The organism is Kribbella sandramycini (assembly GCF_013131805.1).
In the GTDB taxonomy this organism is placed as follows: Bacteria; Actinomycetota; Actinomycetes; order Propionibacteriales; family Kribbellaceae; genus Kribbella; species Kribbella sandramycini.
Genome location: NZ_JABJRC010000002.1, coordinates 1,129,358 through 1,146,181 on the forward strand (window position 1 = coordinate 1,129,358; position 16,824 = coordinate 1,146,181).

At 71.0% G+C, this 16,824-nt stretch carries 13 protein-coding genes; 11 read left to right on the forward strand and 2 right to left on the reverse strand.

The window, feature by feature from the left end; genetic code table 11:
• The first annotated feature begins 43 nt into the window (after nucleotides 1-43).
• Genes HPO96_RS12610 through HPO96_RS12620 form a run of 3 tightly spaced genes read left to right on the forward strand, consistent with a single transcriptional unit; the run spans nucleotide 44 to nucleotide 2,485 of the window.
• The gene (locus HPO96_RS12610) at nucleotides 44-763 is read left to right on the forward strand and encodes an ABC transporter ATP-binding protein (protein WP_337796607.1); all 720 of its coding nucleotides are present in this window, start codon (nucleotides 44-46) and stop codon (nucleotides 761-763) included.
• Nucleotides 763-1,539 (forward strand): ABC transporter permease, encoded by a 777-nt coding sequence (locus HPO96_RS12615; protein ID WP_171673535.1) that lies wholly within the window; start codon nucleotides 763-765, stop codon nucleotides 1,537-1,539. The genes HPO96_RS12610 and HPO96_RS12615 overlap by 1 nt, the downstream gene beginning before the upstream one ends.
• A 19-nt stretch (nucleotides 1,540-1,558) precedes the next feature.
• Nucleotides 1,559-2,485 (forward strand): COX15/CtaA family protein, encoded by a 927-nt coding sequence (locus HPO96_RS12620; RefSeq protein WP_171673762.1) that lies wholly within the window; start codon nucleotides 1,559-1,561, stop codon nucleotides 2,483-2,485.
• On the opposite strand, the gene HPO96_RS12625 is transcribed toward HPO96_RS12620, so the two are convergent.
• Together HPO96_RS12625 and HPO96_RS12630 are read right to left on the reverse strand one after the other, a co-directional pair.
• A complete protein-coding gene (locus tag HPO96_RS12625) occupies nucleotides 2,478-3,410 on the reverse strand; it encodes a ScyD/ScyE family protein (protein ID WP_171673536.1) in 933 nt (310 codons plus the stop codon). The genes HPO96_RS12620 and HPO96_RS12625 overlap by 8 nt on opposite strands.
• A 468-nt stretch (nucleotides 3,411-3,878) precedes the next feature.
• Nucleotides 3,879-4,808 (reverse strand): heme o synthase, encoded by a 930-nt coding sequence (locus HPO96_RS12630; protein WP_171673763.1) that lies wholly within the window; start codon nucleotides 4,806-4,808, stop codon nucleotides 3,879-3,881.
• Between the two features lie 263 nt (nucleotides 4,809-5,071).
• Here HPO96_RS12630 and tkt point away from each other — a divergent pair, with 263 nt between their 5' ends.
• The 8 genes from tkt (at nucleotide 5,072) to HPO96_RS12670 (ending at nucleotide 16,224) form a co-directional block, all read left to right on the forward strand.
• Nucleotides 5,072-7,240, forward strand: coding sequence for a transketolase (gene tkt / locus HPO96_RS12635; RefSeq protein ID WP_171673537.1), 2,169 nt, complete (start codon nucleotides 5,072-5,074; stop codon nucleotides 7,238-7,240).
• A gap of 39 nt (nucleotides 7,241-7,279) precedes the next feature.
• Complete coding sequence (gene tal / locus HPO96_RS12640; RefSeq protein WP_171673538.1) at nucleotides 7,280-8,389, forward strand: transaldolase; 1,110 nt, start codon at nucleotides 7,280-7,282, stop codon at nucleotides 8,387-8,389.
• Nucleotides 8,386-9,963, forward strand: coding sequence for a glucose-6-phosphate isomerase (locus HPO96_RS12645; RefSeq protein ID WP_171673539.1), 1,578 nt, complete (start codon nucleotides 8,386-8,388; stop codon nucleotides 9,961-9,963). Before tal ends, HPO96_RS12645 begins: the two co-directional genes overlap by 4 nt.
• Nucleotides 9,964-9,988: 25 nt before the next feature.
• On the forward strand, nucleotides 9,989-11,539 hold the full coding sequence (gene zwf / locus HPO96_RS12650) for a glucose-6-phosphate dehydrogenase (protein ID WP_171673540.1): 1,551 nt from the start codon (nucleotides 9,989-9,991) through the stop codon (nucleotides 11,537-11,539).
• Nucleotides 11,536-12,696: a glucose-6-phosphate dehydrogenase assembly protein OpcA gene (locus HPO96_RS12655; RefSeq protein ID WP_171673541.1), complete on the forward strand. Its 1,161-nt coding sequence runs from the start codon at nucleotides 11,536-11,538 to the stop codon at nucleotides 12,694-12,696. Before zwf ends, HPO96_RS12655 begins: the two co-directional genes overlap by 4 nt.
• Complete coding sequence (pgl, locus tag HPO96_RS12660; protein WP_202885806.1) at nucleotides 12,693-13,454, forward strand: 6-phosphogluconolactonase; 762 nt, start codon at nucleotides 12,693-12,695, stop codon at nucleotides 13,452-13,454. The genes HPO96_RS12655 and pgl overlap by 4 nt, the downstream gene beginning before the upstream one ends.
• Nucleotides 13,455-13,640: 186 nt before the next feature.
• Nucleotides 13,641-15,539 (forward strand): elongation factor G, encoded by a 1,899-nt coding sequence (locus HPO96_RS12665; protein ID WP_171673542.1) that lies wholly within the window; start codon nucleotides 13,641-13,643, stop codon nucleotides 15,537-15,539.
• 115 nt (nucleotides 15,540-15,654) lie between these two features.
• Entirely contained in the window at nucleotides 15,655-16,224 is a 570-nt protein-coding gene (locus HPO96_RS12670; protein WP_171673543.1) for a hypothetical protein, read from the forward strand.
• The last annotated feature ends 600 nt before the right edge of the window (nucleotides 16,225-16,824 follow it).

The following is a 16,824-nucleotide window of genomic DNA, read 5'->3' on the forward strand; positions in this document are numbered from 1 at the left end:
GGCGTGAGCGAGGTCACGTTCACCTGTTCTCTATGCTGCGGTTGTGCCAGTCGCGGTGGAGATCGACAACCTCGTCGTGCGGTACGGCGAGAAGGCCGCGGTCGACGGTCTCAGTCTCACCGTAACCGGCGGCTCCGTGACGTCCGTGCTCGGCCCCAACGGCGCCGGCAAGACGACGACCGTGGAGAGTTGCGAGGGCTTCCGCCGGCCGGACTCGGGCGCCGTCCGGGTCCTCGGGCTGGACCCGATCGCCGACCACGACGAATTGATGCCGCGAATCGGCGTGATGCTCCAGGAGGGCGGCGCGTGGTCCGGCGTCCGCGCGCTGGAGATGCTCCGGTACGTCGCCGGCCTGCACTCGCATCCGCTCGACATCGCGACGCTGGTCGACCGACTCGACCTCGGGACCTGCGGGAAAACGCCGTACCGGCGGTTGTCCGGCGGGCAGAAGCAGCGGCTCTCACTCGCGCTGGCGATCGTCGGGCGGCCGGAGATCGCCTTCCTGGACGAGCCGACCACGGGCCTCGATCCGCACGGCCGCCGGGAGATCTGGCAGCTGATCCGCGACCTGCGCGACGACGGCGTCACCGTCGTCCTCACCACGCACGCGATGGACGAGGCCGAGCAACTCTCCGACCACGTTCACGTCCTCGCGGCCGGCAAGCTGATCGCCTCCGGCACGCCGGACTCGCTCACCGAGCACGGCACCAAGTCACTGGAAGACGTCTACCTGGCGCTCACCGCGCCCAAGCGAGAGAACTGATGACGACATATGCGCCGCAGCCGGGGAGCGCGCCTTGGTCCCGGAAGGTGCTGGCGCACACGCGGATGGAGTTCAAGCTGCTCGCGCGCAACGGCGAGCAACTGCTGCTGGCACTGGTGATCCCCGTCGGCCTGCTGCTGCTGCTCGGCGGAACGGGTCTTGGCCACCGGTTGCCGCTCGGCGACGGCCGCCCGGTCGACGAGGCCGTGCCGCGGGTGCTCGCGCTGGCCGTGCTGTCCTCGTCGTTCACCTCACTGGCGATCGCCACCGGATTCGAGCGCCGCTACGGCGTCATCAAGCGGCTCGGCGCATCTCCCCTGTCCCGGACCGGCCTACTGGCCGGGAAGATCGGCGCGGTGCTGGCCGTCCAGGTCATCCAGCTCGCGGTCCTGATCGGCACCGGCTTCGCGCTCGGCTGGCAGCCGGCCGGCGGCCCCGCGGCCGTGTTCGGCGTCCTGCTGATGATTTTCTGCGGGACGGCGGCGTTCGCGTCGCTCGGCCTCCTGATGGCCGGCGTCCTGCGCGCCGAGGCCACACTGGCCGCTGCCAATCTGATCTACCTCCTCCTACTCGTCGGTGGCGCCGTGATGACCCCGGTCGACGAGTACCCGGCCGGCATGCAGTCCGTCGTCCGCCTGCTGCCGAGCGCCGCGCTGGCCAACGGCCTGTCGAACTCGACCGTCGACGGCATCGTCCCCTGGGCAGCCGCGTTGTCGCTGGCCTTGTGGGCCGGAGTCCTCGGTTACCTGGTCTCCCGAACCTTCCGATGGGACTGAGCTTTAGAGTGTGCCGGTGATGACCGTGGAGACCCCGCCTCAAGAGACTGAACCCGTCGGCCGGTTCTGGCGTCTGGTGCCTGAGCCGAGCCTGGATGCGGTGCGGCGCTGGGGGTGGGCCTCGGTGATCGTCAACATCGGGATCGTGGTGACCGGTGGGCTGGTTCGGCTGACCGGGTCGGGGCTGGGATGCCCGACGTGGCCTTCCTGTACGGACGAGTCGTACGTGCCACACCCGGAGCTCGGGATGCACGGGGCGATCGAGTTCGGGAACCGGATGCTCGGGTTCGTGGTCGCGATCGTTGCGATCGGCACCTGGCTGGCCGTGATGCGGTACCGGCCGATCCGGCGGGATCTGCGCCGGCTGGCGACCGCGGCGGCGCTCGGCGTCCCGCTGCAGGCCGTCATCGGCGGTGTGAGTGTTCTCACCGGGCTGAACCCGTGGATCGTCTCGGCGCACTTCCTGGTCTCGCCGATCATCATCACGCTGACGGTGTCGATGATGCGGCGGTCGCGGACCAGCCCGTATCCGCACACTCCCCCGGTGGTTCGGGCGCTGGCGACGGCGTCCGTGGTAGCGGTCTGGCTGGCTGTTGCCGTGGGTACCCTCGTGACCGGCGCCGGGCCGCACTCGGGCGACCCGGACACCGGCCGGAACGGTTTCGACGAGGAGCTGATCAGCCAGTTGCACGCCGACGTCGTGTTCGGCCTGCTCGGCATCACGATCGCGCTCGTGATCGCGACCCGGGTAACCGCGACCTCGCGCACGCTGCGCAAACTCGCGGCCTGGCTGCTGGCCGCCGAGCTACTCCAGGGCGTGGTCGGTTTCACGCAGTACTTCACCAACCTGCCCTGGGTGCTCGTGCTGATTCACATGTTCTTCGCCGCCTTGCTGATCGCGCTCGTCACCGCCGTTTACGGCGAACGCGGGACGCCGGCTACCTGACCCGGTAGACGGCCCCAGGGCCGAACATCGGGCTGGAGACGAACAGGTCGCCCCAGCGGTTGTAGGCGACGCCGCCGGGCAGGTTGAGCTTGCCGCGGGCAAGTTCCCGGCGATGCCCGTGCCGGTCCTGCACGATCAGTGAGCCGATCGGCGATCCACCGAGTTCGAACTTCAGCCAGCTGTCCCGGGCAAGCTGGGCGACGGCGAGCTTGCCGTGTGGGCCCGCTGCCAGGTCGACGATGCTGGTGTAGCCGTCGGCGTACCGTTTGCAGTTGCCCTTGTGGGGTTCGGCCGGGTCGCAGACGGCGTTGATCGAGCCGGGTTTGATCCGCCAGATCTGCGAGGTGCCCTTGGTGGCTGGGAAGCCGCGCAGCTCGCCGACGTACCAGTAGCCGTCGGAGCCCACGGTCACCGATGTCGCGACCGCTTCGCTGGGGATCGGCGTACCGGCCGGCGGTGCGCCGGCGCCAAGGCCGGCGGGGACCTTCACGACCCGCGGTTTCAGCCTGGCGACCGTTCTGATCTTGCCGTTGGGCCAGACCCGCAGGAGGTCGTTGCCGGCCGCATCGGCCACCAGGACCGTGCCGTCCTTGAGCGCGGCGACGCCGTACGGGTTGGATTCGGTCGGCGGGTCGCCGAGGTTGTACGGGTCCGGGTCTTTCGCTTGGTACTTGGCGATGTTCGCTACCGCGAGGGGTGTCTTGCCCGGGCGCAGTTTGAACAGGGTCGCGCCGCCTGGCGGGATCGGTTGCCCCGGCTCACCTCCGGCTCCCGTCAGGGCGTACGTCGTCCCCCACACGTTCGTGTCCACGGCCGGTGGGAAACCGCCTGGCACCTGACCCAGCTTCCACTTCTTCCGGCCGTCAGTAGCCCACACCGACCCGTCCGTGACGCCGTAGATCACCTTGTGCCCATACGTCGCCACACCCCGTGGACCGTCCAGCCCCGTCGCCACCGGCCGCAAACCCCCACCAGCTGCCGCCGGCCCCGCCACCAGCAAACTCCCCGCCAACCCCACCACGCCAACCAATGCCGTACATCTTCGCGCGCCCACGCCGAACCCCCTGATCTGTGTCTCCCCAGACGCGGAGCCCCTCCACAGACCCCAACATCACAACCCCACCCCGCAACCAGATCAAGACCTCAACCCCCACAACCGTCCGCACCCACCCGCACACCAGTCGCACACAACTGGCCACCGCCTGGAGCCGGGCAGCCAGCGCGGGTTGAGTGTGGCTCGGCCTCAGCCCAACGGGTGCTCCCGCTGGGCCCGCTTCCCTGGCGGGGTTTCGGGCCGACCGGCCCGAGCGAGCGAAAAGTCCGCGCATGCGCCGGAGGCGCCGAGCGGGCTGTCGCTGCCGGAGGCGGTGTCCTTTTCGCGCCGGAGGGGTGGTTAGCGGAGGAGGGGGTCTATGGCTGCGGCGATGAAGAGGAGGGCGAGGTAGATGTTGGAGAAGTGGAAGAGGCGCATGGGGCGGAGGGCGGCGCCTTCGGCGCCGGTGTGGGCACGGAGGAGGAGGTTGCGGGACTCACGGAGGAAGACGACGCCGAGGACAGCGGCTGCGAGGGGGTAGACGTAGCCGGTGCCGGCGATGGGCCACAGCGCCAGCGAGGTGGCGACCATGATGATCGAGTAGGCGAAGATCTGGCGGGCCGTCTGGACCGGGGTGGCGACGACCGGGAGCATCGGGACGTCGACCGAGGCGTAGTCCTCGCGGTAGCGCATGGCGAGGGCCCAGGTGTGCGGCGGGGTCCAGAAGAAGACGACGGCGAACAGGACGAACGGGGTCCAGGCGAGCTCGTTGGTGACGGCCGTCCAGCCGATCAGGGTCGGGAAGCAGCCGGCGATCCCGCCCCAGACGATGTTCTGCACGGTCCGGCGCTTCAGGACCATGGTGTAGCCGAAGACGTAGAACAGGTTCGCGGCGAGCGCGAGGCCCGAGGACAGCCAGTTCACGAACAGGCCGAGCTCGATCGTGGCCAGGACGCCGAGCACGACGCCGAAGATCGTCGCCGAGCGCGGGCTGACCGCGTGCCGCGGGAGCGGGCGGCGGCGGGTCCGGCGCATCTGCTCGTCGATGTCGCGGTCCAGCACGCAGTTGATCGTGTTGGCGCTGCCCGACGCGAGGATGCCGCCGATCAGCGTGGCGGCGACGACGCCCAGCCCGGGGACGCCCCCGGCGGCCAGGAACATCACCGGCACGGTGGTGATCAGCAGCAGCTCGATGATGCGCGGCTTGGTCAGCCCGACGTACGCCTTCACGACGTCGCGCACGGACACCACAGCAGGGGCGTCGGGCTGCGGCGCCGGGTACGACGTCATCGCTGGACGCGGGTCGACGGCCGTCACGAACACCTCGAACTCGATGGGGTTGACGCCGGGTACCGGCGCTGACGGTTCGACAGTCTACGACGCCCCGTAGGAGGCGCCGACCACCCCCCTGGTCAATGTCACCGCGAGCCCGGGAACAACGACGTACATGTCCGGGTTGCTGATCTGTGAGACGCCTGAAACGTGCCGGCGAGTAGGCTCCTGACCGAGAACCAGCACGTGGTTTGACAGCCATCGAGAGGAGCGCCGCCGGCGTGACGGAGAAGACCAGCCCCAAGCTTGAATGGACCGACCTCGACAAGCGCGCGGTCGACACCGTGCGGGTCCTCGCGATGGACGCGGTGGAGAAGGTCGGCAACGGCCACCCCGGGACGGCGATGAGCCTGGCGCCGGCGGCGTACCTGCTGTTCCAGAAGGTGCTGCGGCACAACCCCGCCGACCCGCACTGGGCCGGCCGCGACCGCTTCGTGCTGTCGGCCGGTCACTCCAGCCTGACGCTCTACATCCAGCTGTACCTGGCCGGCTTCGGCCTCGAGCTGGACGACCTGAAGTCGCTGCGCACCTGGGGCAGCAAGACCCCGGGCCACCCGGAGTACCGGCACACCCCCGGTGTCGAGACCACGACCGGCCCGCTCGGCCAGGGCGTCGGCAACGCGGTCGGGATGGCGATGGCCGCCCGCCGCGAGCGCGGCCTGTTCGACCGCGACAGCGCCCAGGGCGAGAGCCTGTTCGACCACCACGTCTACGTGATCGCCTCCGACGGCGACCTCGAAGAGGGCGTCTCGGCCGAGGCCTCGTCGCTGGCCGGCCACCAGCAGCTCGGCAACCTGACGGTGATCTACGACGCCAACAAGATCTCCATCGAGGACGACACCGACATCGCCTTCTCCGAGGACGTGAACGCCCGCTACGCGGCGTACGGCTGGCACGTCCAGGACGTCGACTGGACCAACGGCGGCACGGGGTACGAGGAGAACGTCCAGGCCCTGTACGACGCGATCGAGGCGGCCAAGGCGGTCACCGACAAGCCGAGTTTCATCCGGCTGCACACGATCATCGGCTGGCCTTCGCCCGGTAAGCAGAACACCGGCAAGATCCACGGCTCGGCGCTCGGCGCCGACGAGGTGCAGGCCACCAAGGAGGTCCTCGGCTGGGACCCGGAGCAGGACTTCCAGGTCGCGGACGACGTGATCGCGCACACCCGCGAGGCCGTCCAGCGCGGCCAGGCCCTGCAGGACGCCTGGAACGCCGAGTTCGAGAAGTGGCGGGCCGCGGCTCCCGAGGCCGCCGCGCTGTTCGACCGGCTCGCGACCCGCACGCTCCCCGACGGCTGGGCGAAGGCCCTGCCGAGCTGGGAGGCCAGCGCGAAGGGCGTCGCCACCCGCGCCGCCTCCGGCGAGGTGCTGAGCGCGATCGCGCCCGAGCTGCCGGAGCTGTGGGGCGGCTCGGCCGACCTGGCCGGCTCGAACAACACGACCCCGAAGGGTCAGCCGTCGTTCATCCCGGCGGAGCGCTCGACGTCCTCCTTCCAGGGTGACGAGTACGGCCGCGTGCTGCACTTCGGCATCCGCGAGCACGGCATGGGCGCGATCCTGAACGGCATCGCCCAGCACGGCGGCACCCGTCCGTACGGCGGCACGTTCCTGGTCTTCTCCGACTACATGCGCCCGTCGGTCCGGCTGGCCGCGCTGATGAAGCTGCCGGTCACCTATGTCTGGACGCACGACTCGATCGGCCTCGGCGAGGACGGCCCGACCCACCAGCCGATCGAGCACCTGTCGGCGCTGCGCGCGATCCCGGGCCTGGACGTCGTCCGCCCCGGTGACGCCAACGAGACGGCCGCCGCCTGGGAGGCCATCCTCGAGCACACCGACCGCCCGGCGGCGCTGGCGCTGACCCGGCAGAACGTGCCGACCTTCCCGCGCGGCGCCGAGGGCTTCGCCGGCACGGAGAACGTGAAGAAGGGCGGCTACACGCTGCTCGACACCGAGGGCACGCCGGATGTCGTCCTGATCGGCACCGGTTCGGAGCTGCAGCTCGCCGTCGAGGCCCGCGCGCAGCTGGCCGCGGAGGGCATCAACGCCCGCGTCGTCTCGCTGGTCTCCCGTGAGTGGTTCGACGAGCAGGACGACGCCTACCGCGAGTCCGTGATCCCGGCCGGCGTCCGCGCCCGGGTCTCGGTCGAGGCCGGGATCGCCCAGAGCTGGCACGCGATCGTCGGCGACGCCGGCCGCAGCGTCAGCATCGAGCACTACGGCGCCTCGGCCGACTACCAGAAGCTGTACGACGAGTTCGGCATCACCACCGCCGCCGTCGTCCAGGCGGCCAAGGACAGCATCGCCGCGGCGGCCGCCATCTCCGGTCCCGGCGTCCCCCCGAAGCGCGCGGCGTCCGGACCGGTCGGCCCGGCCGACGCCCACTGACACCTCACAACAGAAGATTCGGAAGAAGGCATCGGACAAATGAACGATCGCTTGAAAGCACTCGCCGACGCGGGTGTCTCCATCTGGCTCGACGACCTGTCCCGGCAGCGGCTGGCGAGCGGTAGCCTGCGCGCGCTGATCGAGGACAAGCACGTCGTCGGCGTCACGACGAACCCGACCATCTTCGCCAAGGCCATCTCGGACGCCGACGCGTACGCCGACGTCGTCGGCCGGCTGGCCGCCCAGGGCGTCTCGACCGACGAGGCGATCCGGGTGATCACCACGGACGACGTCCGCGACGCCGCCGACCTGTTCAAGCCGATCTACGACGACACCGACGGCCAGGACGGCCGGGTCTCGATCGAGGTCGAGCCCGGTTTCGCCCGGGAGACCCAGAAGACGATCGACCAGGCCAAGGAGCTGTGGGCGATCGTCGGCCGGGAGAACGTGTTCATCAAGATCCCCGCGACGAAGGAGGGCCTGCCCGCGATCACCGCGACGCTGGCCGCCGGGATCAGCGTGAACGTGACGCTGATCTTCTCGCTGGAGCGCTACAAGGCGGTCGTCGACGCGTTCCTCAGCGGCCTCGAGCAGGCCATCGAGAACGGTCACGACGTGACCAAGCTGGCCAGCGTGGCGTCGTTCTTCGTCAGCCGGGTGGACACCGAGATCGACAAGCGCCTGGTTGCCATCGGCACCGACGAGGCGCTGGCCCTCAAGGGCAGGGCCGCCGTCGCGAACGCCCGGCTCGCCTTCGAGGCGTACGAGGAGATCTTCGCCAGTGACCGCTGGCGCGAGATCGAGACCGCCGGCGCGAAGCCGCAGCGCCCGCTGTGGGCCTCCACCGGCGTGAAAGACCCGTCGTACTCCCCCACCCTGTACGTCGACCAGCTGGTCACCGCCGGTGTCGTCAACACGATGCCCGAGGCAACCATCAAGGCGGTCGAGGAGCACAGCGAGGTCACCGGCGACACCGTCCGCGGCGACTACGACGCGGACCGCAAGGTGATCGCCGACCTGGAGCAGCTGGGGATCTCGTACGACGAGGTCGTGCAGCTCCTCGAGGACGAGGGCGTCGCGAAGTTCGACGCGTCCTGGTCGGAGCTGCAGGACACCGTCACCGCGGCGCTGAAGGGTGCGGCCAAGTGACGAACGTAACCACCCACAACGGCGACTGGACCGAGGTCGTCAACAAGCTCGTCGAGGACAAGATCGCCTCCCGGATCGCCGCCAAGGACGCGACGATCTGGGGGCCGGACGCCGAGGCCGAGGCCTCGATCCGGCTCGGCTGGGTGGACCTGCACGAGACCTCGAGGCCGCTGCTGGTCGAGATCGAGGCCCTGCAGGCCGCGCTCCGCGCCGAGGGTATCGACCGCGTCGTCCTGTCCGGGATGGGCGGCTCGTCGCTGGCGCCCGAGGTGATCACCCGGACGGCGGGCGTCGACCTCGTCGTCCTCGACTCGACCGACCCGAGCGTGGTCGCGCGGGCGCTGGCCGGCGACCTGTCGAAGACGGTCGTCGTGGTCTCCAGCAAGTCCGGCGGCACGGTCGAGACCGACAGCCACCGCCGGACGTTCGTCAAGGCGTTCACGGACGCCGGTATCGACGCCGCGTCGCGGATCGTCGTCGTCACCGACCCGGGCTCGCCGTTCGAGAAGCTCGCGGCCGACGAGGGCTACCGCAAGACGTTCCTCGCCGACCCGAACGTCGGCGGCCGCTACAGCGCGCTGACCGCGTTCGGTCTGGTGCCGTCCGGCCTGGCCGGCGCCGACATCGCCGAACTGCTGGAGCAGGCCGCCGAGGCGGCTCCGGCGCTGCAGGCCGACTCGACCGACAACCCGGCCCTGTGGCTGGGCGCGGTGCTGGCGGCGTCCGAGGGTCGCGACAAGGCCATCATCACGGCCGACGGCTCCGACATCGTCGGCTTCCCGGACTGGGCCGAGCAGCTGATCGCGGAGAGCACCGGCAAGCTGGGCACCGGCGTCCTGCCGGTCGCCGTCGAGGTCGGCGCGCCCGAGCTGACCAGCGAGGCGACCGACCTGACCAACGCGCTCCTGGCGGCGAAGCCGGCCAGCGGCGTCCCGACGGCGCTGACGTCGGGCTCGCTCGGCGGCCAGTTCCTGCTCTGGGAGGTGGCGACGGCGGTGGCCGGCTACCTGCTGGGTATCGACCCGTTCGACCAGCCGGATGTCGAGAGCGCGAAGAAGGCCGCCCGCGGCCTGCTCGACGCGCAGCCCGAGCCGGAGGCGGCCGCCTTCACCGACGGCGTCGTCGAGGTCCGCGGTTCCGACGGCCTGCTCGAGGGCGTCGACACGCTCCAGGGCGCGGTGGACGCGCTGCTGGGTCAGCTCGACGAGGTCGGGTATGTCGCGGTGATGGCCTACCTGGACTCCGAGCGCGACGCCGAGCTGATCGGCGTCCGGCCTGCGATCGCCACCAAGACCGGGCGCCCGGTCACGTTCGGGTGGGGGCCGCGGTTCCTGCACTCGACCGGCCAGTACCACAAGGGCGGCCACCCGGAGGGTGTGTTCCTGCAGATCACGGCGGCGCACCCGGCCGATGTCGAGATCCCGGATCGGCCGTTCACCTTCGGTACGTTGATCTCGGCCCAGGCGGCCGGTGACGCGAACGTGCTCGCCGAGCGCGGCCGGCCGGTGCTCCGACTGCACCTGACCGACCCGGCGAGCGGCGTCCGGCAACTTCTGTCCCTGTTCGGAAACTAGGAAGAAACTCGGAGGGAAGCGGCTGATGACCGCTGAGCTCGACGACGGGCCGGTCGGCCCGGTGAACCCGCTGCGGGATCCCCAGGACCGGCGGCTCCCGCGGATCGCGGGACCGTGCAGCCTGGTGATCTTCGGCGTCACCGGCGACCTGGCGCGCAAGAAGCTGATGCCGGCGGTCTACGACCTGGCGAACCGGGGGCTGCTGCCCCCGGGTTTCGCCCTGGTCGGATTCGCCCGGCGCGACTTCACCAACCAGGACTTCGCGCAGATCGTGCACGACTCGGTCAAGGAGCACGCGCGGACGCCGTTCCGCGAGGAGGTCTGGCAGCAGCTGGCCGAGGGCTTCCGGTTCGTGCCCGGTGATCTCACCGACGACGAGGCGTTCAAGCGGCTGCGCGAGACGGTGGACGAGCTGGACGTCAGCCGCGGGACGGGCGGGAACCACGCGTTCTACCTGTCCATCCCGCCGGGCCTGTTCCCGCAGGTCGTGCAGCAGCTGTCCGAGCACGGACTGACCGAGGAGACGCCGGGCTCGTGGCGGCGCGTCGTCATCGAGAAGCCGTTCGGCCACGACCTGCAGAGCGCGCGGGAGCTGAACCGCGTGGTCGAGTCGGTCTTCCCGCCCGAGGCGGTCTTCCGGATCGACCACTACCTGGGCAAGGAAACCGTCCAGAACATGCTGGCGCTCCGGTTCGCGAACGCGATGTTCGAGCCGGTCTGGAACAGCCACTACGTCGACCACGTCCAGATCACGATGGCCGAGGACATCGGCATCGGCGGCCGGGCCGGGTATTACGACGGCATCGGCGCGGCCCGCGACGTCATCCAGAACCACCTGCTCCAGCTGCTCGCGCTGGTCGCGATGGAGGAGCCGGTCAGCTTCGACGCGTGGTCGCTGCGGCAGGAGAAGAAGAAGGTGCTCGCGGCGGTCAAGCTGCCCGAGCGCCTCGACCTGCACACCGCCCGCGGTCAGTACGCCGCCGGCTGGGCGGGCGGCACGAAGGTCAAGGGCTACCTGCAAGAAGACGGCATCCCGGCCGAGTCCGCCACCGAGACGTTCGCCGCGATGCGCGTGGACGTCGACACCCGCCGCTGGGCCGGCGTCCCGTTCTACCTGCGGACGGGGAAGCGGCTGGGCCGGCGGGTCACCGAGGTCGCGGTGATGTTCAAGCGCGCCCCGCACCTGCCGTTCACCAAGACCGAGACCGAGGAGCTGGGGCAGAACGCCCTGGTGCTGCGGATCCAGCCCGACGAGGGCATCACGATGCGGTTCGGCGCGAAGGTCCCGGGCACGTCGATGGAGATCCGCGACGTGAACATGGACTTCCAGTACGGCGGCTCGTTCACCGAGTCGTCGCCGGAGGCCTACGAGCGGCTGATCCTCGACGTCCTGCTCGGCGACCCGCCGCTGTTCCCGCAGCACACCGAGGTCGAGCTGGGCTGGAAGATCCTCGACCCGGTGATCAACTACTGGGCCGAGCACGGCAAGCCCGAGCAGTACGCCTCGGGTGACTGGGGCCCGGACTCCGCGCACGAGATGCTCGCCCGCGACGGACGCGCCTGGAGGCGGCCATGATCATCGACCTCACCGACACGACGTCGAGCGAGATCGCGTCGGCGCTGCTGAAGGCGCGCCGCAGCGCGGGCTCGCCGGCGATGGGCATGGTCGGCACGATCGTGGTCGTCGTCGACGAGGCCTCGCACCACGACGCGATGAAGGCGGCCAACGAGGCCGGGCGCGAGCACCCGTCCCGGGTGCTGGTCGCGATCCTGCGGCCGGGCCGCGGCGCCTCGGGGCTGGACGCCGAGGTCCGCGTCGGCGAAGGCATTCCGGGTGAGGCCGTGCTGCTCCGGCTGCACGGCGAGCTCGCCTCGGTGCCGGAGTCGGTCATCACGCCGCTCCTGCTGCCGGACTCCCCCGTCATCGTCTGGTGGCCGGGTGGCGGCCCGAAGGTTCCCGCGGAGGACCCGCTGGGCCGGCTGGCCCGCCGCCGGGTGACCGACGCGGCCCAGGGCCGCCGGGCGACGATCGACTTCAACGCCCGCGCCGAGGGCTACGCGCCCGGCGACACCGACTTCGCGTGGACGCGGCTCACGCCGTGGCGCGCGCTGATGGCCGCCGCCCTCGACCAGTACCCGACCAAGGTGCTGGCGGCCGAGGTCGTGTCGGCCAAGGGCAACCCGAGTGCGGATCTGATGGCCGCGTGGCTGCAGTGCCGGCTCGGCGTACCAGTCGAGCACAAGACGTCCAAGGGCCCGGGAATCACGGCGGTCCGGATGTTCACCCCGGCCGGCGCGATCGCGCTGACCCGGCCGGACGGCGCGGTCGCGACGTTCACGATTCCCGGCGCGCCGGATCGCCCGGTCGCGCTGAAGCGGCGGACGACGTCCGAGCTGCTCAGCGAGGAGCTGCGGCGGCTCGACCCGGACGACGTGTACGCGAAGACGCTCGCGTGCATGGTCGAGCGGGACAAGTTGCCGGCCGACGCGAAGAAGGTGAGCGCCGCGGATCGCCGGTCGACGCAGGCCGCGGTGGCGAAGGCGGCCGCGAAGACTGCCGCCGTCAGCGGTAAGGCGGCGTCGGAGGAGCTGGAGGCCAAGGCCGCCAAGCGCCCGGCCAAGAAGAGCCCGGCTGCCAAGAAGGTCGCCAAGAAGACGGTGGTGAAGAAGGCTGCGGCCAAGAAGACTGTCGCGAAGAAGAGCGCCGGTAAGCGTGTGGCGGGCCGATCATGACGGATCGGGTGGTCGACCCGGAGCTGCTCATCCACCGGGACGCGAGCGGGCTGGCCCATGCGGTCGCCGCGCGGTTCGTGACGGCGCTGGTCGATGCCCAGAGCAACGGCCGGGTCGCGCAGGTGGTGCTGACCGGCGGTCGCGTCGCCGCGGCCGTGTACCGGGCCGTCGCGGAGTCGCCGGCCGGCCGGACGATCGACTGGCGGCGGGTCGAGTTCTGGTGGGGTGACGAGCGGTTCCTGCCGCCCGGCGACCCCGAGCGGAACGAGACCCAGGCGCGCGACGCGCTGCTCTCCCAGGTGGACGTCGACCCGGCCCGGGTGCACCCGATCCCGGCCGACACCGGCCAGACCGCCGAGGTGGCTGCCGAGGCGTACGCGACCGAGCTGGCCGCGACGCTGTCGGCGTTGAGCGACGACAAGGGCCGGGCGGTCCCGGCGTTCGACGTCCTGATGCTGGGCGTCGGGCCGGACGGGCACGTGGCCTCGCTGTTCCCGGGCTATCCGCAGCTCGAGGTCACCGACGTCAGCGCGGTCGCGGTGCACGACTCCCCCAAGCCGCCGCCGACCCGGGTCTCGCTCACGGTCCCGGCACTGAACCGGTCCCGCGAGGTCTGGTTCGTGGTCTCGGGAGCCGACAAGGCCGAGGCCGTCGCCGAGGCGCTGAAGGAGACCAGCACGCTGCCGGCCTCGGCGCCCAAGGGCCGCAACCGCACGCTGTGGCTCCTCGACGAGGACGCCGCCGCACAGATCCAGTAATTCGGCCGAAGCCGCCCGTCGCGCATAAATCCCGCGACGGGCGGCTTTCGCATGTGTAGGGTTGCCCGCATGCGTCGTACAGCTTGAGCAGCGTGCATTCCTTGAGTGAGCCCACCGGTCAGCCGACCCGGTGGCGATCGGGTGCGCCACAGCGATCACGGCCCCACGCTGCTCAAGGATCTCTCGATGGCTCTGCCGATCACCATTGGCGTCGTTGCCCACGTCGACGCCGGTAAGACCACCCTCACCGAACGCCTGCTGTACGCCGGTGGCGCCCGCGCCCAACTCGGCAGCGTCGACGCCGGGACGACCGCGACCGACACGATGGACGTCGAGCGCCGGCGCGGGATCACCGTCCGCGCGGCGGTGGCGTCGTTCGAGCTGGACGACGTCCAGGTCAATGTCCTCGACACCCCCGGCCACCCGGATTTCATCGCCGAGGTGGAGCGTTCGCTGCTGGTTCTCGACGTCGCGATCCTGGTCGTGTCGGCGGTCGAGGGTGTTCAGCCGCAGACCGTCGTCCTCGGTCGCGCGCTGCGGCGGCTCGGGATCCCGACCATCGTCTTCGTGAACAAGACCGACCGGCCGGACACCGACCCGTCCCGGGCCATGGCCGCGCTGCGGGCGCGGACCGGGATACCGCTGCTCGGGCCGTTCGACGACCTGCTCGAAGTGGTCGCCGAGCTCGACGAGTCGACGTTGCAGCGCTGGCTGGCTGGGGATCCGCCGTCCACGGCCGAGCTCACCGCGATCGGTTGGGAGCAGGCGCGGCAGGCGCGGGTGTGGCCGGTGGTGACCGGGTCGGCGCGGTCCGGCACCGGGATCGACGAGTTGCACGATGCGCTTCGTCAGCTGACGCCGCGGCGGATCGCGACCGAGGAGAAGCTGGCGGCGGTGGTCTTCAAGGTGGAGGCCGAGCCGGGGGTCCCGCGGTCGGCGTTGGTGCGGCTGTGGTCCGGCGTGCTGCGGGTCGGTGATCGGATCAGTGTGGCCGGTCGGCGTCCGCAGCGGGTGAAGGACATTCAGGTCGCCACGCCGGACGGGTTCGTGATGGCGCGGCGGGCCGAGGCGGGTGACATCGCTCGGGTGCGCGGCTGGGCCGAGGCGCGGATCGGGGACGAGATCGGTCAGCTCGGGCTCCGGCAGACTGCTGTGACGCGGAAGGCGACCATGCATGCGGTGGTGCGGCCGGTTCGAGTGGCGCAGGTGTCGGCGCTCGGGAGCGCGCTGCGCGAGTTGGAGCAGATCGATCCGATGATCCGGCTCGGGAGCGCGGACGGCGAGCTGACGGTCGAGCTGCTCGGCGAGGTGCAGAAGGAGGTGCTCGCGGAGGTGCTGAGTGCGACGTACGGCGTACCGGTCGAGTTCGGGGCGACCGGGATGGTGTGTATCGAGCGGGTCGTCGGGACGGGATCGGCGGTCGAGGTGATTGCTGAGGGCAATAATCCGTACCTGGCGACGCTCGGGTTGCGGATCGGCCCGGCAGCGCCGGGGGCCGGTATCAGCATCGAGCTGGACGTCGAGCTCGGGTCGATGCCACGGTCGTTCTTCACCGCGATCGAGGAGTCGGTGCACGAGCAGCTTCAGCATGGGCTGGCCGGGTGGGCGATCCCGGATGCGGTCGTCGGGATCACCCGGACGGGGTATTGGGCGCGGCAGAGCCACTCGCACGGCTCGTTCGACAAGTCGATGTCCAGCACGGCGAAGGACTTCCGGCTGCTGACGGCCGTCGTCCTCGCGGAGGCGCTGCGACAGGCCGGAACGCAGGTCTGTACGCCGATCGAACGGTTCTCGATCGAGGCGCCGCGCTCGGCCGTCCCGGAGCTCAACGCGCTGTTCCGCACCCATCGCGCCATCGCTCTGGGCTACACCGACGAAGGCGACTGGACGACGGTGGCCGGCGACATCCGCACCGACCGGCTCGCCGGGCTGGTCTCCGGGTTGCCGGCCGCGACCAGCGGCGAGGGCATCCTCGAAGCGGCACCCGACCGGTACGACGACTGCGACGACCTGCCGCCGCGTCGTCCCCGCCCCTCCCCGGACCCGCTCGATCGGGAGACCTTCTACCGCTTGCAGACCCGATGAGCTCGTTCAACAGAGTTGGGGCGTAACTGAAGGCGGGGTTTGAAACGGTCTCGCCCTGGGTGGGCCGGACTTCCTACGGTGGCGGGAACTTTCCGCCCCACAGGAGGTGTCCAGCATGGTCCGAAAACTACTCGCCGCAGGTGCGCTGGCGCTGGTCGTCGTCGCCGTCACGACCAGCGCCGTCCCCACCGTCCTCGCCGGCGAACCCGGTCACACCGATGAGGTCCAGGCCGGCGCCGGGCACGCCGTCGAGGTCCGGGCCGGGGCCGGGCACGGCACGTCGGTCGCGGATGCCGCGCAGCCCGCGGCGGCCCGTGCCAAGGTGCTCGCCCCGCCGCCGGGCGGCTGGTCCGTCCCGAGCCGACGCAGCTACTACCTGGAGGCCTCCTGCCGCCCCTACGCCTCGACCATCCGGGCCGGCGCCCGGGCCTGGGCCGGCATGACCGAAGGCAGCGGCACCCCGGTCGAGTGCCGCAACACCTACATCAACGACTGCAACGGCTCCGCCCGCATCGTCGGCTGCAACTGGGGCCAAGGGCAACGAATCGCCCTCTACCTGGGCGGCGTCCGCGACGGCGCCCTCCTCGCAGCCCACGAATTCGGCCACGACTGGTACGGCCACTCCACCTACCGCTGCGCCACCTGGAACAGCCCACAAGAAGTAATGGCCCCCACCATGTGCTGACCCCCACCCCCCTCCCCGTTTGCTGGGCCGACCCAGCAACCGGTGGGTGGGCCAACCGCCTGCCCTGCGCCCACCCACCACGCCACGGGCCCACCCACCAAACGCCGTCCACCCAGCTCCCTGTCCCCCGTCCACCCGCCCAACCGCCCAACCCCGGCCACGCACCCAGTCCCCGGCCCCGCCCCCGGCTTGAGAAGTCGGGTCTGCTGGGCCGACCCAGCAACCGGTGGGTGGGCCAACCGCCCGCCCTGCGCCCACCCACCACGCCACGGGCCCACCCACCAAACGCCGTCCACCCAGCTCCCTGTCCCCCGTCCCGCCCCGTCCGCCCGGCCCTCGGCGGGCCCTCGCCCAGCCAGCCGGCTGGGGGGTCGCGTTTGGTGGGCTGACTCGGCAAAGGGTGGGTGGGCCAGGTGCTGGCGGTTGGCCCACCCGTGGTGGCGTGGGCCGGCCCAGCAAATGGGGAGGGGGCGGGGATGGGGGCAGGGCAGGGCGGGGCAGGGCAGGGCGGGGCACGGGCGGGGCACGGGCGGGGCAGGGCACGGGCGGGGCAGGGCACGGGCGGGGCAGGGCACGGGCGGGGCAGGGCACGGGCGGGGA